The 24,858-nt window shown below is 62.4% G+C and carries 27 protein-coding genes and 1 tRNA gene; 10 read left to right on the top strand and 18 right to left on the bottom strand.

Annotated elements, in window-relative coordinates; all coding sequences use genetic code 11:
- Window positions 1-6: 6 nt before the first annotated feature.
- From CK226_RS12465 to CK226_RS12415, 11 genes are all read right to left on the bottom strand, one after another.
- Window positions 7-309, bottom strand: coding sequence for an HPr family phosphocarrier protein (locus CK226_RS12465; protein WP_095771662.1), 303 nt, complete (start codon window positions 307-309; stop codon window positions 7-9).
- Between the two features lie 20 nt (window positions 310-329).
- A complete protein-coding gene (dhaM, locus tag CK226_RS12460) occupies window positions 330-719 on the bottom strand; it encodes a dihydroxyacetone kinase phosphoryl donor subunit DhaM (protein ID WP_010913108.1) in 390 nt (129 codons plus the stop codon).
- Window positions 716-1,318, bottom strand: a complete 603-nt coding sequence (gene dhaL / locus CK226_RS12455) for a dihydroxyacetone kinase subunit DhaL (RefSeq protein ID WP_095771945.1) — start codon at window positions 1,316-1,318, stop codon at window positions 716-718. The genes dhaM and dhaL overlap by 4 nt, the downstream gene beginning before the upstream one ends.
- 72 nt (window positions 1,319-1,390) lie before the next feature.
- Window positions 1,391-3,034, bottom strand: coding sequence for a dihydroxyacetone kinase subunit DhaK (locus tag CK226_RS12450; protein WP_095792005.1), 1,644 nt, complete (start codon window positions 3,032-3,034; stop codon window positions 1,391-1,393).
- A gap of 73 nt (window positions 3,035-3,107) precedes the next feature.
- Entirely contained in the window at window positions 3,108-4,121 is a 1,014-nt protein-coding gene (locus CK226_RS12445) for an ABC transporter ATP-binding protein (protein ID WP_095792004.1), read from the bottom strand.
- Window positions 4,114-5,226: an ABC transporter ATP-binding protein gene (locus tag CK226_RS12440; protein WP_095792003.1), complete on the bottom strand. Its 1,113-nt coding sequence runs from the start codon at window positions 5,224-5,226 to the stop codon at window positions 4,114-4,116. Before CK226_RS12440 ends, CK226_RS12445 begins: the two co-directional genes overlap by 8 nt.
- A gap of 2 nt (window positions 5,227-5,228) precedes the next feature.
- Complete coding sequence (locus CK226_RS12435; protein ID WP_095771666.1) at window positions 5,229-5,435, bottom strand: hypothetical protein; 207 nt, start codon at window positions 5,433-5,435, stop codon at window positions 5,229-5,231.
- Window positions 5,432-6,382: a carbohydrate ABC transporter permease gene (locus tag CK226_RS12430; protein ID WP_010913114.1), complete on the bottom strand. Its 951-nt coding sequence runs from the start codon at window positions 6,380-6,382 to the stop codon at window positions 5,432-5,434. The genes CK226_RS12435 and CK226_RS12430 overlap by 4 nt, the downstream gene beginning before the upstream one ends.
- Window positions 6,379-7,326 carry a sugar ABC transporter permease gene (locus CK226_RS12425; RefSeq protein ID WP_095771946.1) on the bottom strand — a complete coding sequence of 316 codons (948 nt, stop codon included), beginning with the start codon at window positions 7,324-7,326 and terminating at the stop codon, window positions 6,379-6,381. Before CK226_RS12425 ends, CK226_RS12430 begins: the two co-directional genes overlap by 4 nt.
- A 126-nt stretch (window positions 7,327-7,452) precedes the next feature.
- Window positions 7,453-8,784 carry an ABC transporter substrate-binding protein gene (locus CK226_RS12420; RefSeq protein ID WP_095792002.1) on the bottom strand — a complete coding sequence of 444 codons (1,332 nt, stop codon included), beginning with the start codon at window positions 8,782-8,784 and terminating at the stop codon, window positions 7,453-7,455.
- A 231-nt stretch (window positions 8,785-9,015) separates the two neighbouring features.
- Window positions 9,016-9,714, bottom strand: a complete 699-nt coding sequence (locus CK226_RS12415) for a PIG-L deacetylase family protein (RefSeq protein WP_095792001.1) — start codon at window positions 9,712-9,714, stop codon at window positions 9,016-9,018.
- A gap of 27 nt (window positions 9,715-9,741) precedes the next feature.
- Here CK226_RS12415 and CK226_RS12410 point away from each other — a divergent pair, with 27 nt between their 5' ends.
- The 5 genes from CK226_RS12410 to nhaA all read left to right on the top strand — a co-directional run bounded on the left by CK226_RS12410 (window position 9,742) and on the right by nhaA (window position 16,628).
- Window positions 9,742-10,632 (top strand): DMT family transporter, encoded by an 891-nt coding sequence (locus CK226_RS12410; RefSeq protein WP_095792000.1) that lies wholly within the window; start codon window positions 9,742-9,744, stop codon window positions 10,630-10,632.
- Between the two features lie 47 nt (window positions 10,633-10,679).
- Window positions 10,680-13,142, top strand: a complete 2,463-nt coding sequence (gene hrpB / locus CK226_RS12405; protein ID WP_095791999.1) for an ATP-dependent helicase HrpB — start codon at window positions 10,680-10,682, stop codon at window positions 13,140-13,142.
- 26 nt (window positions 13,143-13,168) lie between these two features.
- A complete protein-coding gene (locus CK226_RS12400) occupies window positions 13,169-14,500 on the top strand; it encodes an ActS/PrrB/RegB family redox-sensitive histidine kinase (protein ID WP_095771671.1) in 1,332 nt (443 codons plus the stop codon).
- Window positions 14,501-14,564: 64 nt separating this feature from the next.
- Entirely contained in the window at window positions 14,565-15,128 is a 564-nt protein-coding gene (locus tag CK226_RS12395) for an ActR/PrrA/RegA family redox response regulator transcription factor (protein WP_010913121.1), read from the top strand.
- 303 nt (window positions 15,129-15,431) lie between these two features.
- On the top strand, window positions 15,432-16,628 hold the full coding sequence (nhaA, locus tag CK226_RS12385; protein WP_095787172.1) for a Na+/H+ antiporter NhaA: 1,197 nt from the start codon (window positions 15,432-15,434) through the stop codon (window positions 16,626-16,628).
- Between the two features lie 24 nt (window positions 16,629-16,652).
- On the opposite strand, the gene CK226_RS12380 is transcribed toward nhaA, so the two are convergent.
- Window positions 16,653-17,153, bottom strand: coding sequence for an MmcB family DNA repair protein (locus CK226_RS12380; RefSeq protein ID WP_179295823.1), 501 nt, complete (start codon window positions 17,151-17,153; stop codon window positions 16,653-16,655).
- A 134-nt stretch (window positions 17,154-17,287) separates the two neighbouring features.
- On the opposite strand from CK226_RS12380, the gene CK226_RS12375 reads away from it, so the two are divergent.
- Window positions 17,288-18,292 carry a hypothetical protein gene (locus CK226_RS12375; protein WP_095791998.1) on the top strand — a complete coding sequence of 335 codons (1,005 nt, stop codon included), beginning with the start codon at window positions 17,288-17,290 and terminating at the stop codon, window positions 18,290-18,292.
- Between the two features lie 653 nt (window positions 18,293-18,945).
- Here CK226_RS12375 and CK226_RS34890 read toward each other — a convergent pair.
- A complete protein-coding gene (locus CK226_RS34890) occupies window positions 18,946-19,104 on the bottom strand; it encodes a hypothetical protein (RefSeq protein WP_179301036.1) in 159 nt (52 codons plus the stop codon).
- A gap of 411 nt (window positions 19,105-19,515) precedes the next feature.
- Here CK226_RS34890 and CK226_RS12370 point away from each other — a divergent pair, with 411 nt between their 5' ends.
- Window positions 19,516-19,983, top strand: a complete 468-nt coding sequence (locus CK226_RS12370; protein WP_095791997.1) for a hypothetical protein — start codon at window positions 19,516-19,518, stop codon at window positions 19,981-19,983.
- A gap of 221 nt (window positions 19,984-20,204) precedes the next feature.
- Here the strand turns inward: CK226_RS12370 and CK226_RS12365 are convergent, their stop codons facing one another.
- Window positions 20,205-21,158 (bottom strand): IS1595 family transposase, encoded by a 954-nt coding sequence (locus CK226_RS12365; protein WP_095791996.1) that lies wholly within the window; start codon window positions 21,156-21,158, stop codon window positions 20,205-20,207.
- Between the two features lie 162 nt (window positions 21,159-21,320).
- Here CK226_RS12365 and CK226_RS12360 point away from each other — a divergent pair.
- Window positions 21,321-21,394 (top strand) — tRNA-Cys (locus tag CK226_RS12360).
- A gap of 19 nt (window positions 21,395-21,413) precedes the next feature.
- Here CK226_RS12360 and CK226_RS36010 read toward each other — a convergent pair.
- Window positions 21,414-21,536 (bottom strand): hypothetical protein, encoded by a 123-nt coding sequence (locus CK226_RS36010; RefSeq protein ID WP_280951475.1) that lies wholly within the window; start codon window positions 21,534-21,536, stop codon window positions 21,414-21,416.
- 89 nt (window positions 21,537-21,625) lie between these two features.
- On the opposite strand from CK226_RS36010, the gene CK226_RS34885 reads away from it, so the two are divergent.
- Window positions 21,626-21,769 (top strand): hypothetical protein, encoded by a 144-nt coding sequence (locus tag CK226_RS34885; RefSeq protein WP_179301035.1) that lies wholly within the window; start codon window positions 21,626-21,628, stop codon window positions 21,767-21,769.
- A gap of 228 nt (window positions 21,770-21,997) precedes the next feature.
- On the opposite strand, the gene CK226_RS34880 is transcribed toward CK226_RS34885, so the two are convergent.
- From CK226_RS34880 to cueR, 3 genes are all read right to left on the bottom strand, one after another.
- On the bottom strand, window positions 21,998-22,162 hold the full coding sequence (locus tag CK226_RS34880; protein WP_179301034.1) for a hypothetical protein: 165 nt from the start codon (window positions 22,160-22,162) through the stop codon (window positions 21,998-22,000).
- Window positions 22,163-22,959: 797 nt separating this feature from the next.
- Window positions 22,960-23,292 carry a hypothetical protein gene (locus CK226_RS12350; protein WP_179301033.1) on the bottom strand — a complete coding sequence of 111 codons (333 nt, stop codon included), beginning with the start codon at window positions 23,290-23,292 and terminating at the stop codon, window positions 22,960-22,962.
- A gap of 168 nt (window positions 23,293-23,460) precedes the next feature.
- On the bottom strand, window positions 23,461-23,883 hold the full coding sequence (gene cueR / locus CK226_RS12345) for a Cu(I)-responsive transcriptional regulator (RefSeq protein ID WP_095792167.1): 423 nt from the start codon (window positions 23,881-23,883) through the stop codon (window positions 23,461-23,463).
- Window positions 23,884-24,109: 226 nt separating this feature from the next.
- Between cueR and CK226_RS12340 the strand changes: the two genes are divergently transcribed.
- Window positions 24,110-24,727 (top strand): L,D-transpeptidase, encoded by a 618-nt coding sequence (locus tag CK226_RS12340; protein WP_095771676.1) that lies wholly within the window; start codon window positions 24,110-24,112, stop codon window positions 24,725-24,727.
- The last annotated feature ends 131 nt before the right edge of the window (window positions 24,728-24,858 follow it).

Genomic DNA, 24,858 nt, shown 5'->3' with positions numbered 1-24,858 from the left:
CCAGCCTCACGCCGAGCGGACATGACCGGCGTCCTCGTCGAAGTCGCGCTGCACCAGCTCGATCAGTGCGCGCACCGCATCATCGGCGCCGTTGCCCCTGGCCCTGATGTGCAGCACCGTGCCCTTCGGCGCCTTGGCTGCCATCACCTTGACGATGCTCTTGGCGTCGAACCACGGCCCGTTGGCGGCCAGCGCGATTTCCACGTCGGCGGCAAAGGTCTTGGCCAGCTTGGTGAACTTCACCGACGGGCGCGCGTGCAGCCCCACATCGTGGGTGATCAGGACGGTCGCTTCGGCGGCTGCGGACATTTTTCAGAAATCCCGTTTACTCACGACGGCGACAATTCGTGCGCCGTCGCCACCACTTCCTTCAGTGAAGCGCCGCCGGAGGATTCGGTCGCGGCCATCACCGCGCCCTCGACGATCGGCGCGTTGCACACGATGATCTTCTGCGCACGCGGCTCGCCGATCATCTCCACCGCCATTTCCGAGTTGGTCTCGGCGCCGCCGAGATCGACAAGGATGGCGACACCGGCTTCCGACCAGGCCTTGTCGATGGCGCCCATGATCGCCTCGACATTGGTGCCGAGCCCGCCATGGCCGTTTCCGCCGCACCATGCAAGCGGCACTTCGTCGCCCACCATCTGGCGTACCATGTCGGCCGTGCCCTCCGCGACCAGCGGCGAATGCGACACGATCACGATCCCGACATTGCTCATGCACTTTCCCCGATCGCTTGCCCCACCGAGCGCACCAGCAGCGCGGTTGAGCGCGCGCCGGCATCCATATGGCCGATCGAGCGCTCGCCAAGGAACGAGGCGCGACCGCGCAGCGCCTTCATCGGCACCGTCGCTTCGGCGGCGGCGTCGGCGATGTCGGCGATCTCAGCCGCCGTCTTGTCCCCGGCCAAGGCGTCATGCACCGGCTGCAGCACATCGAGCATGGTTTTTTGTCCGATCTGCGACTTGCCGCGAGCGGCCACGGCTTCGACAGCCTTGCCGAAGGCAGCGGCCAGGTTTTTGCGATCGGGGTCCGCCGCGATCTCCTTGCCCAAGGCCATGAACAGCGTGCCGAACAAGGGACCCGAAGCGCCGCCCACCGTCATCACCAGCTTGGTTCCGATCGCTTTCAGGGCGTCAGGCAACGGCTTTGCGGCGAACGCATCGGCCTCGGCTCGCACGGCCTCGAAGCCGCGCTTCATGTTCAGCCCATGGTCGCCGTCGCCGATCGCCTGGTCGAGCGCCGTCAATTCCTCGGCGTGAGCGGCAATCGTATCGGCGGCCACCGCGATCAGCCTGGCAAGGTGCAACGCCGCCATATCGCCCAAAATCCCGGTTTCCACTTTGCCGGCAGTAGCGAAAGAACGGTCATTCGACAACTGGTGCATGCGTCAGGCTGTGACGAGCAGCGTGGCGGCGGCCGAAAACACCTCGGCCACCGCATGGGCACCGGGGTCCACCACGCCTTGCAATTTGGTGCCGACATAGGCCGACCGTCCGGCCTTCGCCTTCTCCATGGCGGCCGTGGCCTCGGCACCACGCCTCGCCGCTGTTGCTGCCTCCTCCAGACCATCGGCATCAAGTGCCTTCAGCGCGGGCTCCAGCGCATCGACCATGGTGCGATCACCCGGTCTGGCGCCGCCGTAGAAGATCATCCGCTCAAGTCCGGCAAGCAGCGCCTTGGACAAACTGTCCCCGCCGCCGAGGGCCTGCGCCGCCGCCGTGAAGAAGATCGACAGCAGCACCCCGCTGGAACCACCCATCGACGCGCTCAATATGTCGCCTATCGCGCCAAGCGTCGCAGCGGGGTTGGCAAGCGGCAGCGTGTCGAGCCGATCGAGGACGCAGCGCGCGCCGGTCGCCACCGTCGAGCCGGTGTCGCCGTCGCCCGCCTTGGCGTCGAGCCCGTTCAATGACGCCTCGAGCGAGATCAGTCTTTCGCAGACCGTGACGATCAGGCGCCTGGTGCCAGCATGCTGGCTGGCCTTGTGCGCAGCGCTTTGTCCGGCTGCTTTCGCCATCGGCACGATGACAGGCGCCGCGACCGGCTTGGCCGGCATCCAGGCATGCGGACCGACCGGCGCCAGCAGGGCGGCTTCACGCGCCGTATCGAGCCGGATCAGCGACAGCGAGAAGCCGTTCATGTTGAGCGCCGTCATCAGCGGCCCCGGGCCGATCGTCAGCTTGACCGTCTTGGCCAGTGGCGAGGCCAGCACCGCATTGGCAATCAGCGACATTTCGAGCGGAGGCACCGCGCCGAGATTGTTGATCAGCAAGGCATGGCTCGCCTTCGGGTCGAGCCCAGCAGCGAGGCGCTCCGCCATGATCGCGACCAGCCTGTCGACGCTTTGCAAGGCAATCCGCTCGACGCCCGGCTCGCCATGAATGCCCAGGCCAAGTTCGCCGTCGTCCGCGCCAAACCTGTCTTCATGCGGCTGGCCGGGGATGGAACAGGAGGACAGCGACATTCCGAGCGATACGATATCCTTTGCCGCCGCCCGCGCCGCTGCCGCGATCTCGGAAAGATCATGGCCGGCCTCCGACAGATGGCCTGAAATCTTGTGCACGAACAGCGTGCCGGCGACGCCGCGCGGCTGGTTGATGTCAGGCAAGGCTATGTCGTCGGCAACAATCACCATCTCGACGCGAAAGCCCTCGGCGCGCGCCTTCTCCGCCGCCAGGCCGAAATTGAGCCGGTCGCCGGTATAGTTCTTGACGATCAGCAGGCAGCCGGCCGGGCCGGTGACCGCGCGGATCCCCGCCAGCACCGCCTCGACGCTCGGCGAGGCGAAGATCTCGCCGGAGACCGCCGCCGTCAGCATGCCCTTGCCGACAAAGCCTGCATGCGAAGGCTCATGCCCGGCGCCGCCGCCGGAGACGACGCTGACCTTCGACTTGTCCCAGTCGGCGCGCAGCACGACCTTGATCTCGGGATAGCCGTCGAGGCGCGCGAGATCGCCCGAGCCGATGGTGCGCAACAGGCCGTCCAGCGCCTCGGTGACGATCGTTTCCCTGCGGTTGAAAAAGTGCTTCATCGAATTCGTCCCGTATTCGCGATCGTCAATCGGAGGAGGCATTGTCCCTTTGGTGGGGAAACACCGAAACCATTCACATCAATCTTTGTCCATCGGCGCCGAAATAGAGTGGCGAGCGGTAGCGGATCACCACCTTGTCGCCTTGCGACAGATCGGTGTCCGGGTCGGTCAGCGTCACCAGCTTCTTCGGCCCGACCGTCACATGCAGATGGTTCTGGTCGCCGAGATGCTCGACCCAGTCGACGACGCCGTCGGCATGGCCATTCATCGCTTTCTCGATCGTCAGATGTTCGGTGCGCGCGCCGATCGTCCTGGTGCCGGCCGGCGCACCGCCGTCGGGCAGCAGGCCGGTCGGCAGAAGATTGATCGCTGGCTGGCCGAGCCTTGCCGCGACATGCAGGTTTGCCGGCTCCGAATAGATGGTTCGCGGCGACCCGATCTGCACCAGCACGCCGTCGGCGAGGATGCCGATGCGGTCGGCCATGGTCATCGCCTCGATCTGGTCGTGCGTAACATAGAGCATGGTGGCGCCGAGTTCGGACTGGATGCGTTTCAGCTCCAGCCGCAGATCCGCGCGCAGCTTGGCGTCGAGCGACGACAGCGGCTCGTCCATCAGATAGATCGCCGGTTTGCGCACCAAGGCGCGGCCGATGGCGACGCGCTGCATTTCGCCGCCCGAAAGTTTGGTCGAGCGGTTGGCGAGCTTGTGATGGATGCGCACCATCTTCGCCACGTCCTCGACCCGCCGGCGGATCTGGTCCTCCGGGATTTTGCGCGCCGGCGAGCGCAGCGGGAAGGCGAGATTGTCGTAGACCGACAGATGTGGATAGAGCGAGTACTGCTGGAACACGAAGGCCGTGTCGCGCTCGGCCGGCGACAGCGTCGTCGCATTTTGGCCGCCGATCTCGATCGTGCCGCTGTCCGGCCGTTCCAGCCCGGCGATCAGCCGCAGCGTCGTCGTCTTGCCGGCCCCGGTCGGCCCGAGCAGCACGACGAATTCGCCGTCCGCTATATGCAGGTCGAGACCGTTGACGGCGACATGCTCGTCAAAGCTCTTGGTCACGTTCTTGATGTGCACGTCAGCCATGCTGCGCTCTCCCCTGAGAGGCGGTGTCGTGGACCGCGGTTCTCACCGCGCGGCCCGATCCCTTGTCGAACAGCGACAGCCGGGCGCTGTTCAGGGCCAGGCCGACATGATCGCCGGCATTGAGCCGGATTTCGGCCGGCACCCGCGCCTTGATGATGCCGTCGGCCGTTTCCACCGCGACGATCTGCGTGGTGCCGAGATATTCGGTGCCGTAGATGGCGCCGCGCAGCTTGGAAGTGTCGTCGAAACGGATATGTTCGGGCCGGATGCCGAGCGCCATGTCGGCCGGCGCGATATCCTCGCGCACCTCCGGCACCGCGACCTTCGCGCCCTGGACGACGATTTCCTTCGCGCCTTTGGCGAGCCCGCCGCCGAAGCCCAGAAAATTCATCGACGGCGAGCCGATGAAGTCGGCGACGAACATGGTCGCCGGGCGGTCGTAGATTTCGCGCGGTGTGCCGAACTGCTCGATGACGCCGTGGTTCATCACAGCGATCTTGTCGGCCATCGACATCGCCTCCATCTGGTCATGCGTGACATAGACGGTGGTGGCGTGGATGCGGTTGTGCAGTTCGCGCAGTTCATGGACCATGAGGTCGCGGAATTCGGTGTCCAAGGTGCCGAGCGGCTCGTCCATCAAAAAACATTTCGGCCGCCGCACGATGGCGCGCCCAAGCGCCACGCGCTGACGGTCGCCGCCGGCAAGGCCGGAGACCGACTTGTTGAGCAGATGGTCGATGCGCAGGAGTTTTGCCGTCTCTTCGACGCGCGCGCGGATTTCGGCCGACGGCATGCCCTGCGCCAGCAGTGGAAAGCCGATGTTCTTGCGCACATTCATATGCGGATAGAGCGCGAACAGTTGGAAGACGAAAGCGATGTCGCGCTCGCGTGCCCGCAGCATGGTGACGTCCTCGCCGCCGAGCAGGATCTGGCCGCCGGTCGGTAGTTCGAGCCCGGCGATCATGCGCAGTGTCGTCGTCTTGCCGCAGCCCGACGGCCCGAGCATGACGAAGAACTCGCCATCCTCGACGAGGAAGTTGGAATCCTGCACGGCGACGAAATCGCCGAAGGCCTTTCTCAGGTGCTGAACACGGATCTCGGCCATGATTATTCCGGGAACTTCGAGACGATGATGAACATCACGGTGCCGGCGAGCATGGTGATGAAGGAATAGGTGTAGAGCGACAGCGCGAAAGGCTGGAACAGCATCAGGAAACCGATGGCGATCAGTGCGGTCGCGATGTTTTCCATCAGGCCGCGCCGCGCCCAGGCCGGCCAGCGCGATTTGCGTTTGACGGGATTGGTCATGCTCATTTGCGTACCGCGCCGAAGGTGATGCCGCGCAGCAATTGCTTGCGAAGCAGGATAGTGAAAACCAGGATCGGCACCAGGAAGATCGTCGTGCCGGCCGCCACAGCCGGCCAGTCCTGGCCGCCTTCGCCGATGATGGTCGGGATGAAGGGCGGCGCGGTCTGGGCCGTGCCCGAGGTCAAGAGTGCCGCGAAGGCATATTCGTTCCAGGCGAAGATCAGGCAGAAGATCGCGGTCGCGGCAATGCCGGTGGTCGCCTGCGGCAGCACGGTGCGCCAGAAGGCCTGCAGCCGCGTGTAGCCGTCGATCATCGCCGCTTCCTCATATTCGCGCGGGATCTCGTCGATGAAGCCTTTCAAGAGCCACACCGCCAGCGACACGTTGACCGCCGTGTAGAGCAGGATCATGCCGAGCGCGGTGTCCGACAGGCCGAGCTCGCGGTACATCAGGTAGATCGGAATGGCGACCGCGATCGGGGGCATGAAGCGGGTCGACAGGATGAAGAACAGAAGGTCGTCGGCGAGCGGAACCTTGAAGCGCGAGAAACCATAGGCCGACAGCGTGCCGAGAAAGACCGCGCAGAAGGTCGAGCCGAAGGCGATGATCAGCGAGTTGAGGAAGCGCGGCAGGAAGTTGGACGGGCCGGCGATCACCATGTTGCGCTTGCGCACGGTCTCGTCGCAGAAGCCGGTCGCCGGCCCCAGCGAGTTGATGTATTCCGGCGTCTGCCGCGTCCGCGTCGTGAACAGGTTGCAATAGCCTTCGATGCTCGGCTGGAACACGATTTTTGGCGGATAGGCGATCGAATCCGGCGGCGTCTTGAAGCTGGTGGCGAAGATCCACAACAGCGGCACGATCGAGATCAGCGCGTAGGCGATGATGATCGCGCCGGCGATGCGCTTCGAATTCGCTGACGGTGCGACGACCGAATGGGCAGTGGTCAGGCTCATCTCTGCTTCACCTTGTTGAGCGCCTTGACGTAGATGTTGGCCAGCCCGAACACCGCCACGAACAGGATGATGGCGAAGGCCGAGGAATAGCCGGTGCGCCAGCTCTCGAAAGCCTGCCGCTTCAGCGTGATCGAGGCGACCTCGGTGGTCGAGCCCGGCCCGCCGCCGGTCAGCAGGTTGACCATGTCGAACATCTTGAAGTTCTCGATGCCGCGAAACAGCACCGCCAGCATGATGAAGGGCAGCGCCATCGGCAGCGTGATCGACCAGAATTGCCGCCAGTTGGACGCGCGGTCGACCTCGGCCGCCTCATAGATGTATTCGGGGATGGAGCGCAGCCCGGCGAGGCAGATAAGCATCACGTAGGGCGTCCACATCCAGGTATCGACGATGATGATCGACCATGGCGCCAGCGACACGTTGGAAAGCATCTGGATGCTTGTCGGCGGGATGCCGCTGACGAACGAGATGACATAGGAGAACAGGCCGATCTGCGGCTCGTAGAGGAAGCGCCAGAAATTGCCGACCACCGCCGGCGACAGCATCATCGGCACCAGGATCAGCGTCGTCCAGAAGGCGTGGCCGCGGAATTTCCGGTCGATCAGCCAGGCCAGGGTGAAGCCGATCAGCGTCTGCAACAGGATGGTCCAGAACACGAAATGCGCCGTCGTCTGCATGGCGATCCAGATGTCCTGGTCGCCGAGGATGCGCTGATAGTTGGCAAAGCCGAGATTCTTCACCACTTCGTTCGGCCGGTTGGCCCGGAAGTTGGTGAAGGATAGGTAGATCGCCCAGAACAGCGGGAAGATGTTGATGGCCAGCAGCAACAGGATCGTCGGCGAAATGAACAGCCAGGCGAGGCCCTTGTCGCTGATGCCCCGGACCTTGCGAGCCAACGGTTCCGGGGTCGCCCGGGCAACGTTCTCCGCGGTCCGATTGAGCATGGTCAGTCCTGCTTCGGTCACTTGGGTCGTCTCTGTGATGGAATTTATCTGAACTGCGTCCCGTGCCAAGGGTGGCACGGGACGCGTCGGTCTGGCTCGGGAGGAGCCGGTTACATCTTGCCCCGGTTACATCTTGCCATCGTCCTGGAACACCTGGGTCCAGTCCTTGACCAGGCCGTCGAGTGCATCCTTGGCCGAACCCTGGCCGGCGACGACATAGTCATGGAAGCGCTTCTGCGAGGCCTGCAGCAAAGGCGCGTAGCTCGGCTCGGCCCAGAAGTCCTTCACGATCGCCATCGAGTCGAGGAAGGCCTGCGCGTAGGGCTGGCTGGCGGGGAATTTCGGGTCCTTCACCACGGCGTTCAGGCAGGAATAGCCGCCGAGCGACCACCACTTGGCCTGCACGTCCTTGTTGGCGAACCACTTGATGTATTTCAGCGCCGATTCGTGCTTGTCGGAATAGGACACCACCGAGATGCCCTGGCCGCCGAGCTGGGCGAACTGGTCGCCGTCGGGTCCCTTCGGGTTGACGAAGTAACCGATCTTGTCGCCGCCGACATTCTCGTCCTTCTGCAGGCCGGGCCAGGTAAAGGCGAAGTTCATGTGCATAGCCACCTGTCCGGATTTGAAGGCATCGACGCCTTCGCCCATATAGCTGTTGGAGGCGCCGGGCGGCGTGCAGCAATCATAGAGCGCCTTGTAGAATTCCAGCCCCTTCACCGATTTCTCGGAATTGACGAAGCCTTCCATCTCGTAGGGCTTCTTCGGGTTCTCATACTGGAAGCCGTAGCTGTAGAGCACGTCCATGGCGCCCATGGTGATGCCTTCCGAGCCGCGCTCGGTGTAGATCGAGGCGCCATAGACCGTCTTGCCGTCGATCTGCCGCTTCTGGAAGAATTCGGCGATCTGTTTCAGCTGGTCGAAAGTGGCCGGCGGGCCGAGGTCCCAGCCATACTTTTCCTTGAATTCCTTCTGCAGCTCGGGCTTGGAGAACCAGTCCTTGCGATAGGTCCAGCCGACGACGTCGCCCATGGCCGGCAGCGCCCAGTAGTTCGGCGTGTTTTTCGGCCATTCCGAATAGCCGACGACGGTCGCCGGCACGAAGTCGTCCATGCTGATCTTCTCCTTGTCGAAGAAGTCGTTCAGCTTGACGTAGTGGCCGTTCTCGGCCGCGCCGCCGATCCACTGGCTGTCGCCGATGATCAGGTCGCACAATTTGCCGTGCGAGTTCAGTTCGTTGAGGAAGCGGTCGGCATAGTTGGTCCACGGCACGAACTCGAATTTCATGCCGATGCCGGTTTCCTTGGTAAAATCCTTGGACAGTTCGACGAGTGCGTTGGCCGGGTCCCACGCGGCCCAGCAAAGCGTCAGGTCTTCAGCGTGTGCGGCGTTTGAGACGGCTGTCGACGCTGCAATCGCCGAGGCCAGTCCCAACGCCAGTTTCAAGCTCGATTTCATGCCTTCCTCCCATTTGCGAAACGCGCCCGGATGACGGTTTCAAGAGCCTCAACCTCTCTCCTCAGAGGCCTAAACATGGCGGCGCCGGAGCGCGGCAGATGTTTAGTAATTTGTTTAGTGATGCAATTTTTACTAAACAACGCAAGCGAATTCGTTGCTGCGTCGCAACATGACGAAACGGATGATTGAAATTGTTGGGAAATGGTCGCCGGATGTTTCTCCGGCAGCGGCTCAGCCGGCCTCGCTGATGGCGTTCGTCTGTGGCGCCACCGGCCGGACCGGCGGCGCGGGCGGCAGCAAGGCGCGTATGTCGGCGAAGGGAAATGTAGGCTCGAAGCGAAAAGCCTCGGCCAGAGAACCGGGGAAAGCGTTGCATTGGCCGGCGCGAAATTCATTCTGGATGCGCGCCCGGTCGACATATTGCTCCGGCCGCTGTGACCGGTGCATGCGGATCGCCTGTGTCTTGATATCCCGGTAGGCGGAAATATCGACATAGTGCGTCGGTGAGAACCCGGTGCCGCCCATCGTATCGGCATGCAGCACCGGAACCGCGAACGAGGCCGCGATGCGCACGCCGTCCGACAGCGCGCGGTGGTCGGCGTGATAGTCGTTGGACGCGTGCGTGATCACCAGCTCAGGCCCGGTCTCGCGGATCAGCGTTTTCAGCGCGCCGATGAGCGCGGCATCGGCCACCAGCTCGCCGTCGGGAAAGTCGAGAAAGCGTGGCGCGGCACCAAGTAGTGCTGCCGCCGCCGTTGCTTCCTCGCGGCGGACACGCGCAAGGACCGTGGCATCACTCTTGCCGCCCTTGGCCCCATCCGTGGCCGCGGCAAAAGTCAGTTCTGCGCCTTGCGCCGCGTAGGCGGCCAGAGTACCGAACATGAAGATCTCGATGTCGTCCGGATGCGCACCGAGCGTCAAAATTTTCAAGCTGCTCTCTCCCGGAAATGGAAAAACGTGCCGAACGGAATCCTGCTCGCTCTGCTCGCCTATGCAAGCTATTCGGGCAGCGATGCCGTTATCAAGAGCCTGGGCGGACAGTTCACCGTCTTCGAGATCGGGTTCTTCGCCACTTTGTTTGCCGGCTTTTTCCTGTTCTTCACCCGCCCGGCCGCTGAACGCTGGCGCGATTTCTGGCGCATGAAGCGGCCATGGGCAGTGCAGGCGCGCGCCTGGGCCGGCATCGCCTCCGGTGTGCTCAGCGTCTATGCCTTCACCCACATTCCGCTTGCCGAAGTCTACGCGCTGATCTTCCTGGCGCCCTTGCTTGTCACCATCCTGTCCACCGTCATCCTGAAGGAACAGGTCGGCCCATGGCGATGGCTGGCGGTGGTGGCCGGCTTTGCCGGGGTGATGTTGGTGGTGCGGCCGGGTTTTCGCGAATTGAACCTCGGCCACCTGGCCGCCTTCGTAAACGCCTTCCTCGCCGCGGCCAGCGTCATCCTGCTGCGCTCGCTCGCCCAGCAGGAAAAGCGCACCTCGATGCTCGGCGTGCTTGTCGGCTATGGTCTGCTGTTCAACGGGGCGGGCGCTGCGGCCACCTCCTTCACCTTGCCGAATGCCATGCAGCTCGTCTGGCTGGCGATGGCCGGCGCCTTCACCGCGGGTGGGCAATTCATGCAGCTGCTCGCCGCCAAATACGCTCCCGCCAACCGGATCGCGCCGACGCATTATTCGCAGATCGTCTGGGCGGTGATCCTCGGCGCGTTGTTCTTCCGGGAATACCCGGACTGGCTGTCGCTGGTCGGCCTTGCGGTCGTCGGCGGGGCCGGCCTGCTGACCATGGTGCGCGAGGAGGTGCGGCTGGGCACCGTGCGCTGGAACCCGTTTGCGCGCACCCGGCTTTGAGCCGGCGCCGGTTGCACGGTGACCGTGACCGCTGATATGCGGACGCGATGACGACAAGATCCCTGCCGGAGCTTCCGGTATCCGCCGTGCTGCCGGCTTTGGGTGCGGCGCTGGCCGAACGCAACAGCGCCGTGCTGGTGGCGCCGCCCGGCGCCGGCAAGACGACGCTGGTGCCGCTGGCGCTGCTCGATGCGCCATGGCTGGGGACAGGCAAGATCGTCCTGCTCGAACCGCGCCGGCTCGCCGCCCGCGCCGCCGCACGTCGCATGGCGCAATTGCTGGATGAGGAGCCCGGCGCGACCGTCGGCTATGCCATGCGCATGGAAAACCGCACCTCGGCCAAGACCAGGATACTGGTCGTCACCGAGGGCGTGCTGGCGCGCATGATCCTCGACGATCCCGAACTGCCCGGCGTCTCGGCGGTCCTCTTCGACGAATTCCACGAGCGCTCGCTCGACGGCGATTTCGGCCTGGCGCTGGCGCTCGACGTGCAGGGTGCGCTGCGGCCGGATCTGCGGCTGCTGGTGATGTCGGCGACACTGGATGGCGCGCGCGTGGCAAAACTCCTGTCGGGCGCGCCGGTGATCGAAAGCGAGGGCCGCGCCTTCCCCGTCGACATAGGCTACGACGAACGGCCGGCCGGCGTCCCGATCGAGAATGCGATGGCCAAGGCGATCCGCGCCGCCCTTGCCGACGAGAGCGGTAGCGTGCTTGCCTTCCTGCCCGGCCAGCGCGAGATCGAGCGCACCGCCGAACGGCTGGCCGGCAAGGTCGGCGCCGACACCGACATCGTCCCGCTTTATGGCCAGCTCGATGGCAAGGCGCAGGACGCCGCGATCAAGCCGGCGCCGCCGGGCCGCCGCAAGGTGGTACTGGCGACGTCGATTGCCGAGACCTCCATCACCATCGACGGCGTGCGTGTCGTCATCGATTCCGGCCTGTCGCGCCTGCCGCGCTATGAGCCGGCGAGCGGCCTGACGCGGCTGGAGACGGTGCGCGTCAGCAAGGCATCCGCCGACCAGCGCGCCGGCCGCGCCGGGCGCACGCAGGCCGGCGTCGCCATCCGGCTCTGGCGCGCCGAACAGACGGCGGCACTTCCCGCCTTCACGCCGCCGGAAATCCTCGAAGCAGACCTTTCAGGCCTGCTGCTCGACTGTGCCGCCTTCGGCGTCGCCGACCCAACCGGTCTCGCCTTCCTCGATCCGCCGCCGGCGCCGGCGCTCAACGAGGCAAGGCTGCTGCTGCGCGCGCTCCATGCCATCGACGATGCGGGGTGTTTGACGGAAGCGGGCGCTTCGATGCGCAAGCTCGCTCTGCCGGTGCGGCTGGCACACATGGTTGCCGAGGCCGCCAAGAGCGGCCATGCGGGCGAGGCGGCCATGCTGGCCGTGCTGCTCACCGAACGCGGCCTTGGCGGCGATGGCGCCGATCTGGAGCGGCGGCTGATGCGCTTTCGCGGGGAAAGATCGCCGCGTGCCACCGCCGCGCGACAACTCGCGGAGAGGCTGGCCAAACAGGCCGGCGGCGCGAAGAACGGTGAACCTGTTTCCGCCGGCGCGCTCCTCGTGAACGCCTGGCCGGACCGCGTCGCCAAGGCGCGTGGCGAGCGCGGCCGGTTCGTGCTGGCCAATGGCTCCGGCGCCATGCTCGATGCCGCCGACCCGCTGGCCGGCGAGCCGTTTCTGGTCGTCGCCGACCTGCAGGGCAAGGCGCAGAATGCCCGCATCGCGGCTGCCGCGGCAATAAGCGAGGACGACATCCGCGCCACGCTGGCCGACCGGATCGAAACGCGCCGGCAGACCAGCTTCGATCGCGAGCGCCGCGCCGTGCGTGTGCGTGAAGCCGTTCGCCTTGGCGCCATCACGCTCGCCGAACGGATGCTGCCGGCTCCTTCAGGCGCCGATGCCGACCGCGCCATAATAGATGCGCTGCGCGAGCACGGCCTGTCGCTGCTCGGCTGGAGCAGGGAGGCCGAGACGCTGCGCCAGCGGCTGTCCTGGCTGCATCGTGGCCTCGGCGCACCCTGGCCCGACATGTCGGATGAAGCGCTGATCGAACGCCTCGACGACTGGCTGCTGCCCTTCCTGTCGGGGGCGGCGTCCCTGGCCGCCATCGATCCCGGAGTTGTCTCGGCCGCCCTGGCCTCGCTCGTGCCGCACGAGCTGCAGCGCAAGGTCGATGCACTGGCGCCGACGCATTTCGATGCGCCGTCCGGCAGTCATGTGCCGATCCGCTATGACGGCGAATGGCCGGTTCTGGCGGTGCGCGTGCAGGAGCTGTTTGGCCTCGACCGCCACCCCTCGATTGCCAACGGCACCGTGCCGCTGACACTCGAGTTGCTGTCGCCGGCGCACCGGCCGATCCAGACGACACGCGACCTGCCCGGCTTCTGGCGCGGCTCCTGGGCCGATGTGCGCGCCGACATGCGCGGGCGCTATCCCAAGCATGTCTGGCCAGAAAATCCGCTGCTTGCCGCCGCTACAGCCCGTGCCAAGCCACGCGGGAGCTAGCGCTCCTGCTTTCCCGGCTGTAATCCATGGCCATGATCAACATCCTGAACGCGCCCGATTTTCAGCAAAGCCAGCGGCTGCGCCTGAACACGCTGATCCGGCTGCGCTGGCTGGCCATCGTCGGCCAGAGCGTGGCGGTGCTTGTCGTCGCCTATGGGTTGAAATTCCCGCTGCCGGTCAGCCTGTGCTTCGCGCTGATCGCCTGTTCGGCCTGGATGAACCTGTTCCTGGCCTTCCGCTTTCCGGCGGCGCACCGGCTCACCCCGTTTGCCGCCTTCGGCATCCTGATCTTCGACAGCCTGCAGCTTGCCGGGCTGCTCTATATGACCGGCGGCCTGACCAATCCGTTCTCGCTGCTGATGACCGTGCCTGTCGTCATTTCGGCGACGTCACTGCCGCTACGCCTCACCGCCATCCTCGGCGGACTGGTGATGCTGGCGGCGACCTTGCTGGTGTTCTTCCATCTGCCGTTGCCCTGGTATGAAGGCGCGCCGCTGGCCATGCCTTTCATCTATGTCGCCGGCATGTGGATGGCGGTGCTGTCCTCGATCGCCTTCACCGCCATGTATGCCTTCCGGGTGGCCGCCGAAGCGCGGCTTTTGGCCAATGCGCTTGCCGCCACCGAGCTGGTGCTGCAGCGCGAACAGCACCTTTCGGCGCTCGACGGCCTGGCGGCGGCGGCCGCGCATGAGCTCGGCACGCCGCTCGCCACCATCACGCTCGTCGCCAAGGAGATGGAAAAGGCGCTCGGCAGCGACCCGAAATACGGGGAAGACGTGAAGCTGCTGCGCTCGCAAAGCGAACGCTGCCGCGAAATCCTCAAGCGCCTGACCAGCCTTTCGTCGGAGGGCGAGGCGCATCTTTCCCGTTTGCCGCTGACCTCGCTGGTCGAGGAGGTCACCGCGCCGCATCGCGACTTCGGCATCTCGATCAAGCTTCGCCCGGGCGAGCGCACCGGCCCGGAGCCGGTCGGGCGCCGCAATCCGGGCGTTATCTACGGCCTCGGCAATCTGGTCGAGAACGCCGTCGATTTCGCCCGCAAGAGCGTCACCGTGCGCTGGAGCTGGGACGAGGCGACCGTCACCTTCTCGATCATCGATGACGGGCCTGGTTTCCCACCCGAAATCATCGACCGCATCGGCGAGCCGTATATGTCGACGCGCCAGGGCACCGAGGCCGGCGGCGGCCTGGGACTCGGCCTGTTCATCGCCAAGACTCTGCTCGAACGCTCGGGCGCCACGCTCGATTTCCGCAATTCGAGCGGCCTGGGCGAGGGCGCCGTGGTGCAGATTTCGTGGCCGAGATCGGTCTTCCTGAACCCGGAAACGGCCCCGGCCACCATGTTTGACACTGCGTGAATTGGACAATAGCGGCGCAAAACTATATCTGCGTAAAATTAAGGCAGCAGGAATTCTCACGACGATGACAGGCGATGAAAATATTGGCGCAATGGTTGAAGGCGAGGACACCTCGCTTCTGATCGTCGATGACGACAAGCCGTTCCTCACGCGTCTCGCCCGCGCCATGGAAACCAGGGGTTTTGTGGTCGAGACCGCCGAGAGCGTCGAGGAGGCCGTGGGCAAGGCCCGCGCCAATCCGCCGGCCTATGCTGTGGTCGACATGCGGCTCGGCGACGGCAACGGCCTCGATGTCGTCGCCGCCATCCGCGAGAAGCGCGAAGATTCCCGCACCATCATCCTGACCGGCTACGGCAACATCGCCACCGCGGTGACCGCGGTGAAGCTTGGCGCCGTCGATTATCTGTCGAAGCCTGCCGATGCCGACGACATCTTCGCCGCCCTCACCCGCACCTCGGGCGAGCGCGCCGCACCGCCGGAAAACCCGATGTCGGCCGACCGCGTGCGTTGGGAGCATATCCAGCGCGTCTACGAAATGTGCGAGCGCAACGTTTCCGAAACAGCGCGCCGGCTCAACATGCATCGCCGCACGCTGCAGCGCATACTGGCCAAGCGCGCGCCGCGTTAGGATCCAGGACACGCAAGGCAATTGCCTTGGGCCGATTTCGAGTTCGCGGTGGAGGCCGTCAATTCTCAAAGTCAGCGCCGCCCCTCATCGCCCTGCCGGGCACTTCTCCCCGTATAGTGACGGGGAGAAGGGGGCTGGCCGATGCCGGCGCCCTTCTTGCGACGTTGGCGATTGGCGAAATCGGCGATGACAGCGCCCCTCTCCCCGTCACTATACGGGGAGAGGATGCCGGCAGGCAGGTGAGGGGCGGCACCGGCGTTTGGATAGTGAAGCCTGCTGATCAGGCGGCTTAACGGAGGCGACATGCAGGATTTGAAGCAGCGGCCGGTTTCCGTCTTCCGCGAATTCCTCGACAGCGAGGCGGCTGGCGGCATCATCCTGATGGTGGCGGCGGCACTCGCCTTGATCGTCGCCAACTCACCGCTCGCCGAAACCTATTTCTCCGTTCTCCATGCCTATCTCGGACCGCTCAGCATCTCGCACTGGGTCAATGACGGGCTGATGGCGGTGTTCTTCCTGCTCGTCGGGCTGGAGATCAAGCGCGAGATGCTGGATGGCCAGCTGTCGACCTGGCCGCGCCGCGTGCTGCCCGGCATCGCAGCGGCCGGCGGCATGGTGGTTCCGGCGCTGGTCTATGTCTTGATCAACCGCAACAATTCGGCGGCACTCTCCGGCTGGGCGATCCCGACCGCCACCGACATCGCCTTCGCGCTTGGCGTGCTGTCGCTGCTCGGCAGCCGTGTGCCGGCTTCGCTGAAAGTCTTCCTGACCGCGCTCGCCATCATCGACGACCTCGGCGCCGTCATCATCATCGCCATCTTCTATACGAGTGGCCTGTCGCTCGCCTATCTCGGCGCCGCCTTCGCCGTCATTGCGGTGCTTGTCGTGCTCAACCGCATGCGGGTGATGACGCTGGTGCCCTATCTCGTGCTCGGCGCAATCCTGTGGGTATTGGTGCTGAAATCGGGCGTCCACGCCACGCTTGCCGGCGTTGCGCTGGCGCTGACCATTCCGCTCGAGCGCTCCGCCGGGATCGGCCACGATCTCGACCATTCGCCGCTGCACCGGCTCGAGCATGGCCTGCACAAGATCGTGCCCTTTTTCGTCATCCCGATCTTCGGTTTCGCCAATGCCGGCGTTTCGCTCGCCGGCCTGAGTTTTGGCGCGCTGATCGAGCCGCTGACGCTGGGCGTCGCCGCCGGCCTGGTGGTCGGCAAGCTGGTCGGCGTCTTCGGCTCTTCGGCACTCGCCATAAGGCTCGGCCTGGCCGACCTGCCGGCCCATGCCGGATGGTCGCATATGATCGGCATCTCGCTGCTCTGCGGCATCGGCTTCACCATGAGCCTGTTCATCGGCCTGCTCGCCTTTGCCGGCGACGTAGCCCTGCAGGATGCGGTCAAGGTCGGCATCCTCGCCGGCTCCTTCGTCGCCGCCATCCTCGGCGCGGCCGTGCTGCTGATGGCGCCGGCCGCGGGTGGGGCGGAAGAAGAGCAGGAGTAGCGGCGCGGTTCGCGGTTCCGCGAACTATTCGCTCTCCCCTTCCAGCGCCGGCACCGAGACGCCGGCCAGTTCCGCCGCCAGCAGCCGCGCCGCACCGGCGCGCGCGATGCGCAGCATCAGCGCCTTGCGCGTTGCCGCCGCCATGCGGTGCTCCGGCGCCTCGCGCAGGATCTCGGCGCCATAGCCGTCGGAGAGGATGAAGCCGCACTCTTCGGGAAAGATCTCCGAGGGCACGCCGGGATGGGTGGCGAAGAAGAAGCGGTCGGAATGCAGCCGGTAATCGGGCCATTTGCGGTCGACCCGGAAATCCTCGATCGAGGATTTGATCTCGATGATCCAGATGTCGCCCTGGCGGGTCAGCGCCACGAGGTCGGCGCGGCGGCCGGTGGCCAGCGACAGTTCAGGCAGCACATGCGCGCCCATCGCCATGAGCAGCCGCTGCACGCCGCGCCGCACCAGCATGGCGCGTTCGGACTGGCGACCGTCGATGAGGGGGTTGATTGCGATGGGGGAAATGATCGGCATGGCAGGCACCATGCCAGATTTTGTTCACGGTTTGAACTCTTTTGTGATAGGCGATTATATATTTGACAGACCCGGCTTTCCTTAGCGGTCGCGCGGTGCTACCACTCCCCTGAGTAAAATCTTGGGGGAATCAAATGCCTTATCGTTATGTGCCTGTTGTCCGCACTAAAGCCGGCGAAGCTGATGCGCTTGGAAACTTGGATGCCGTAGCAAGGGCTCGCGTATTTCCTCTCGTGAGACTTACCGGGACGATCCCCACGACATTCCTAGCAAAGATGGTTGCCAGTGCGGCTGGTTTTCCTATCGCATTGGACGGTATCTATAACTTCGAGGTCACCGGTAGCACCGTAGCTTATACCGCGCTTTTCAATGGGCTTGGCCAAGGCGGCGTACCAGTTATTCCAACGTTGTCGATTAGGGCTCAGCCAGCCTACAACAACGCTGCCGCTGCATTAATAGGCGCATTCGGCGCTGGTTTTGTATTGCACGTCCCGTTAGCCGATTTGCCGCACCTCGCGCCATGGGTGGCCGGCGTTGCGGCGTGGAATCCCGGCCAGATTGATGTCTTGATTGACGTTGGTGGAGTGGCAGAGCACGCCCCTGCTCCCTATGGCAACTATGTTGCGCACACCATCAATGCTTCGCTGGCGGCCAATCATCCTTGGAGGTCGGTAACCCTTCACGGCTGGAGTGCTCCAAAGGATTATGGGCCTTTGAACCCCGGTCGCAATGATGTAGCGCGGCGCGACTGGCAGATTTGGGAATGGGTCAAGGGTTTGGTCCCTTTCCAACTCGACTATTCTGATTCAGGACACGTGCACCCGTCGCTTGATGAAGTGCCGGGGTATGCGATGGCGAACGCGACGGTAAGTGTCCGATACGCAATCGACGATCAATGGATCATTCATAAAGGCGTCAGAACCAGTGGCGCAAACGGCATCGCTATGGGTACGCAATATAGAGGCCATGCGCAGACCTTGTTGGCGGATCCTGATTTTGGAGGCCTAGCGATACCAAGTTGGGGCGACGGGCGCATCCAGCATTACGCGACCACCCAGGGCGGCGCTGGGGGGCGGGGGCAATGGGCCGCTGTGCTGCTTAATCGACATATCGCGCATGTCGCGGACAGGTTGCCTTAGCCAAGAGGGTCTAGACTTCAGCGCTCGCCGCACCTCGTCGCTCAGGTCCGAAAAGGATAATTCCCCCGCTAGCCTCTGGTGGATCACTTTTGCCGGTTTGCTTCGCCATCCGGCAGCAAGCCCATGCTCCTCCAGCACCATAAGGGCCTCCTCTTTCCAGAGGAGGCCAGCTATCAGGTTTGGATCAGGCGATGGATTTCTGGACCCGCATTTGTGGCACTGTAGAACAACCCCATCGTTGGTTTGTTCTGCGACCATAACGCCCCACCAGCTTGGAATAATGTCCGTTGCCTTGGCTGCGTGCCGCTGCCCAACGACAAGCGTTACCTGATCGAATACACGACTATAGATATCCGCCTGTACCGGTAGCCGTTGGAGCGTATCGCTGTCGCTCTTAAGTTCGAAACCCGATAGCTCGCCATTGATAACGGCAAGATCGACGCGAACGGAGCCAGACCATACGCCCATCTCTTCAACGATGCGGGTGTCTTCGTCGCCTTTGTGCAAGGCTTCAAGATGGCTTCTAACCGCCAGCCTAACGTCCCTGTCGCGCATCTAGTCCCCAATGCAACCCGCTTCGTCCCGAAGCGTAACCGCAAAACGTTAATAGAACTTTTACCAATTGGTCAAGGAATCGCAGGTTGTAAACTGGTCTATTCCTCTTTCTTTTTTTGTTCTTCGTGCCTTGGCGGCGGCGACTTGGCCACCTTCCTAAGCGCTTCGTTCAACGGCTCTTCGGAATCGACGGTGCCGATTTTGCGGGCCAGATCGCGGAACTTTTCCACTTGCGGCTTTTCGGTTCGTTCAGGCATCTTACGATCCTTTCGCAGGGGCGGGCATGATGCTGCAATCTCTAATTATATACTGCGACGAATCCGACGATAAGGGAGAATTCTATTCACATTTTTATGGCGGCGCCTTGATACATGCTCGCGATCAAAGCACGCTAACGGAATTGCTAAACACCAAAAAAGCCGATTTGAACATACACTCAGAAATGAAGTGGGATCGGGTCACGGCGTCATATAAAGACAAATACATAGAATTCATAAAGTACTATTTCGAGTTTGTTAGGGATGGACGGATCAAGCTTCGTGTCATGTTCACCCAAAACATAAATCAAGCCCGGGGTCTGACCGACGAACATATCGGAAACGACTACTTTCTATTGTACTATCAATTCATAAAGCACTCGTTTGGATTGCGATATTGCAACGGAAATTATGAAAGGCACCAAGGTCACATTACTCCTCGACGACGTTCCGCAAACCAGCTCCAAATTTGAACTATTCAAAGACTATATGTCTTCTCTCTCTGCATTCCCGATCTGGAGGCAGGCACAGGTGGCAATTAAGAAGGACGATATCGCCTCCATCAATTCAAAGGCTCACCCCATCCTACAAGGACTAGACATAGTTCTTGGAGCGATGCAGTCCCGCTTAAATGAAAAACACACTCGACCGCCGAAACCTCGCGCCCGGCGGTCGAAGCGAGCCGTCGCCAAAGAAGCAGTCTACAAAGCCATAAAAGATGAGATTTGGTCGCTCTATCCAAACTTCAACGTTGGCACCAGCACAGCATGCGCAAATGGCGTTGAAGAGAGATGGCTGCACCCCTATAGGCACTGGTTGTTCAAGCCGAGCAATAGCACCCAGGATCTGAAAAGAGGGAAGAGAAAGAAGCCCCACTAAGGCCTACATGAGTACCCTACGTGTGAACGCAAGGCTTCGACCGAAGCAGGGCTCGCGAATCAAGATATAGCGTTTCAGAACCAATTCAAGACCATTAGGCTTGACCTAGCGAAATAAATGGGTATAAGCCGCGCGGCTCGTTTCGCTACCGAAACTTTCGGCGCTTTCGTGCCTCGTACTTCCACAACGGAAGTATTAGCTGGACAGGTTTCCGGTAGTGCTCATGCCTCGCGTTGACGAGGCCCCCCATAGGTCAGGCGCTTGCCCTTGGCACCCCGCAACGCGATCAACGAGCGAACGTTGTCGTCAATGCCAAGCGCGACTCGGTTCGAATACCGGAAATCGAACTCTGCCAGATAGCGGTGCAGATGGTGTTCCGCGCAATGCTGGTAGACGCCCTTCATGCCGCGCTTGAAGATCGAATAGTAGCCTTCCACGGTGTTCGTATGCACGGTGCCGCGAACGTATTCGTCCTTGGAATGCGTGACGAAATCGTGCGACGCAAATTCCTGGCCCACGCGGCGATAGATACCGCTCTCGTCGGTCATGATCGCGCTTTCGCGGGCGATGTTTGCGCGAACAATTGGCATAACCGTGCCGATACGGGCAGTATCGACGTGGAACGAGCGAGCGCGGCCACCACGCTCGACAAGCGTTAGGACGGTGTTCTTGTGAGCGCCGCCGCCAGACTTAACCGGCGTACCCTTCAAGCGACCGATGTACGTTTCGTCAGCTTCCACGGTCTTGCCTTCGCCACCCATGGGCGTGAAGTCATCCGAGCGCATCATTTCGCGGATGCGATGGCACAGGAACCAAGCGGTCTTGTAGGTGATTTCCAGAGCGCGGTGCAGCTGGTGGGCAGAAACGCCCTTCTTGCTGGCGCACATGGCGTGCATTGCCTGAAGCCAGATGTGCAGGGGCAGATGGCTTTCCTCGAAAACCGTGCCCATGCGAACCGTGAACTTCTTGCGGCAGTCGCGGCACTTATAGAGGCCGTGGATTTCGACGCCGTTCGGGTTCTTCTTCGAGGGCTTCGTGCGACCGCCCTTCAAGGCGTAGTGCTTTTCCATCGATCCACAATGACGGCAAACCGGACCCTGCGGCCACAGCATACCCTCGACGTGTTCGAAGGCGGCGGCTTCATCGTGGAAGTAGGGGCGGGACAGAACGGACATAGCGATAACTCCTTGGAATCGTTATCGCACGCCGATTTGGGTCTGTCAAATATATAATCGCCTTGTGATAGGCGATTATCTGGTTGACAAACCAAGAGTCCGAGGGAGCCCCCGATGACAAGGTTGACTAGTTGCTGACGGATTAGGCATAGAGGCATACAAGGTCTGAGGGCGGGACGGTGACGCATCGGTCTGCAAAACCGACGTAATGGGTTCAATTCCCATTCAGAACTCCATCCCTCCTAGCAGGCCGGTTCAGTCCTCTTGTTGACGCTTCCGTCGCGCCAGTTCCTTTATCTGCTCATTGGTGAGCTTCGGCGCGTGGGCGATCTTGTTGACCGCCGCCTCGAAAGCGTTGTCGGATTGATCCGCGCCCACCTCTGGGGAATCACCTAATGGTGCTTCTCCCGAGCGGATGCGCTGGGCATACTACCGGCAATGTGCCATGGTTGAGTGTCGGAGGCAGCATGACCCAGTTGATACTTGCTGGAACCATCGGCGGTCTTCTTGGCAGCGGGATGGCTCTAATCGGCGTTCGGCAGGCGAGAATTCTCGACTGCATCGTCACGTTCGGCATGTTGATGCTAGGGCTGACGTGGTTTGTGGTCTAGCCCTTCTCTTGCCCACGCTTCTGCCGCGCCAATTCCATTATCTGCTCATTGGTGAGCTTGGCGCGTGAGCGATCTTGGTCCTGCGGGCTACGGGTTTGTCAAATATATGATCGGCTTATGATAGGCGATATTATACGCGGGCAGACCTACAACCGATGCAGCCCGTAGGGTGGTGGTAGGGAAGTCGAATATGTCTAGCAGACCGATGCAGACCTCTGCGGCTGGGAATCAGTTCGATTCGCGCTGACGTACGCGTTGTTTTTCGAGGAACCGCTTGGCGTGTTCCCCCCACTCCGCTGCCGTGGTTTTGTGCTCTCGAACGTACGTGTCGAAGGCCTTGCGCAGAGCGTCCAGGTCCAAAGCCCAAAACTGCTTGTCTTTTTCGTCGTTCAACATTGTGTCGCCAAGCCCATTCGGCTGACGGTATGCCCTTCAAGTCAAGCATTCAATAACCGATCCTGACTTCTTTTGGGTGTATCGGCCCTGAATATTCATTCCGTGAAAAGTGCGGAACAGGTTCTGCTGTCTGAAGCTGGTGGTCGGTGGGCGGGACTTCAGTCTTAATTGAGCTGACGCTAATAGACGTATAGCTTAGGCAGTGCGGAGACGATCCCAAAAACCTGACCCGCAACGACCCGGCACGACCCATGTCCCCCGACTGCGAGCGTGCCGGGTCGTTCCTGCGGGGCGTGGCAAGCGGCGCATCCAAGGCGCGATCGCTCGCGCAACATTGGTCTGTCGATCATGCAATCGCTCTATGCCGGCCGATTGGGTTGGCGAACCGCAGCCCTAGGGGCCTTCCGTGATCGCGCAATATCCGGGTGGGGGCAGTCTGGTATTCATCTCTGTGGAGCCCTATGTCGTGGCGATCAACTTGCGCTCTTCACTAGAGAGCGGCAAGACTAAGGTCTTGCGTGCCGGTGTACAAAGGTCTGAGGGGACCTTTTAGGTTCCGCAAATGTCCATTGGACGTTCCATTACTTTAGATAGTCGGCATATAAGGGCTGGCGTAAGGAATATGCCTGGCGGAATGGCCGGCGCAGTTTGGCTTTGGTCTATAGGGGGCTGCACCGGCCATTGCGGGTTTGGGCTTTGGGTGATTGTCCCCGCGCTGATTAACCTATCTGTATATTAGCAATCGCGCAAATAAGACTGAAGTCCCTGGTTCCACCGGACCTGGCCGGACGTCCTCATGATCTTGATTTTCGCCAGCCGGCCTTCCGGGCTTCTTGCTCCGAACAGAACCAGCGTTCGCCCTTCCACAGGCTGATCCGGGTCTCGTTGTAATATTGCTGTCCCGGAACGTGATAGATGCGCTCGCCCGTATTGTACCTGATGTTTCCCTTGATGTTGCAGCCCACCAGAGGCGGCCCGGCCTTGACTGCGATCAGGCTGGCCAGGATGGCGATCGCCGCGGCAATCAATGTCCACCAGATGGTGTTGCGCGAGGGACGCCAATGCCGGCGACGCCTGGCGCGCCTTCGCCAGCGGTCGGAACGATTGTCGTAGCGAGACTTGTCCACTCCCCCTCCCGAGAGGAGAATGCCGCCGCTCTGGCGATGAGTCTATAAGCATTGTCTAACGTAATGGCGCGCCGTCCCGGCCGGCAGAGGGCGAACAACGGCGCCCAATGCGGTGGATGACGGAAAGCCATCTCTCTCGCTCTGCCCAAAATCCCTTGCTGGGGTCTGCTATGGTCTCGCCGGGACGGGTTTGTCGCCAGGCGCCGCGGCCCCTGCCATGTCATCCAGGATCGGGCAATCCGGCCGCTCGTCGCCATGGCAGGCGTGGATCAGTTTCTGCAGGGTCGAGCGCATCGACTGCAGCTCGCGCACCTTCTCCTCGATGGCCGTGACATGGGCGGCGGCGATCTCGCGCACGTCGGCGCTGGCGCGGCCGCGATCCTGGTAAAGCGCCATCAGCTGGCGGCAATCGTCGATGGAAAAGCCGAGGTTGCGCGCGCGGCGCAGGAAGGTCAGCCGATGGATGTCGTCACCGGAATAATCGCGGTAACCGTTGGCGGCGCGCGCCGGCGCGATCAGGCCGATCTCCTCATAGTAGCGGATGGTCTTGGCCGGCAGGCCTGAACGATGGGCGGCGTCGCCGACATTCATGGCGTTGTCCTCGATCTTGCCGGGCCCGCGAGTCAGGCCCATTGAATTTCCTTCACAATCCGGTGAAGGCTGTTGCCGAAATGCCATACTGATACGCTTACCAGCACGTAAGTCCCAGCATATAGGCATCGTGCGCTTGGCAAGCAAAGCAAATGCCAGCATGAATGAAGGCAAGAAAGCGGCCGACTCGTGCCGCTGAAGTTTGGGCAGGGCACCGGATCATCTCATGCGCATGAAGTCGCTTGCAATAATTGCCGCATTGGCGCTGTCCACGGCCATCGCCGGCTGCAGCACCATAGGCGGACAGATCTTCTCCAACGACTACGGCGCAGTGACCGATGCTGGCTACCAACTGCCGCGCGTCCCGATCGAAAAGGTGCCGAGGCAGTATCGCCGGCAGGAAGTGAACTACGACACCAAGGAAAAGCCGGGCACCATCATAGTCGATACGCAGAACAAGTACCTCTACTTCGTCGAGGGTGACGGCCTGGCGATCCGCTACGGCATCGGCGTTGGTCGCGAAGGCTTCGAGTGGCACGGCACCGCCCATATCGCGCTGAAGCGCGAATGGCCGACCTGGACGCCGCCCCGCGAAATGATCAGGCGCCAGCCGGAACTGGCGAAGTTCGCCAATGGCATGGAGCCGGGCCTGAAGAACCCGCTTGGCGCGCGCGCCATGTATCTCTTCAACAAGGGCGGCGACATGGGCTACCGCCTGCACGGCAGCCCGGAATGGAATTCGATCGGCAAGGCGATGTCGTCCGGCTGCATCAGGCTGATGAACCAGGACATCATCGATCTCTATGACCGCGCCTCGGTCGGCGCCAAGGTCATCGTGATGTAAGGACCATGATCCCTCGCGGGATCACGGTCAAACGAGAAGACAAGTTCATACGCGGACCGTCTAGGCAACAACGGACGTCCCAAACAGAAAACCGGGCAATTCGGCCCGGTTTTTTGTTTTTTACGACTGAA

Origin of the sequence: Mesorhizobium sp. WSM4311 (assembly GCF_002295115.1) — a bacterium.
Taxonomy (GTDB): domain Bacteria; phylum Pseudomonadota; class Alphaproteobacteria; order Rhizobiales; family Rhizobiaceae; genus Mesorhizobium.
The sequence above is the reverse complement of the archived record's forward strand: the minus strand, read 5'-3'. Positions and strand labels throughout refer to the sequence as shown.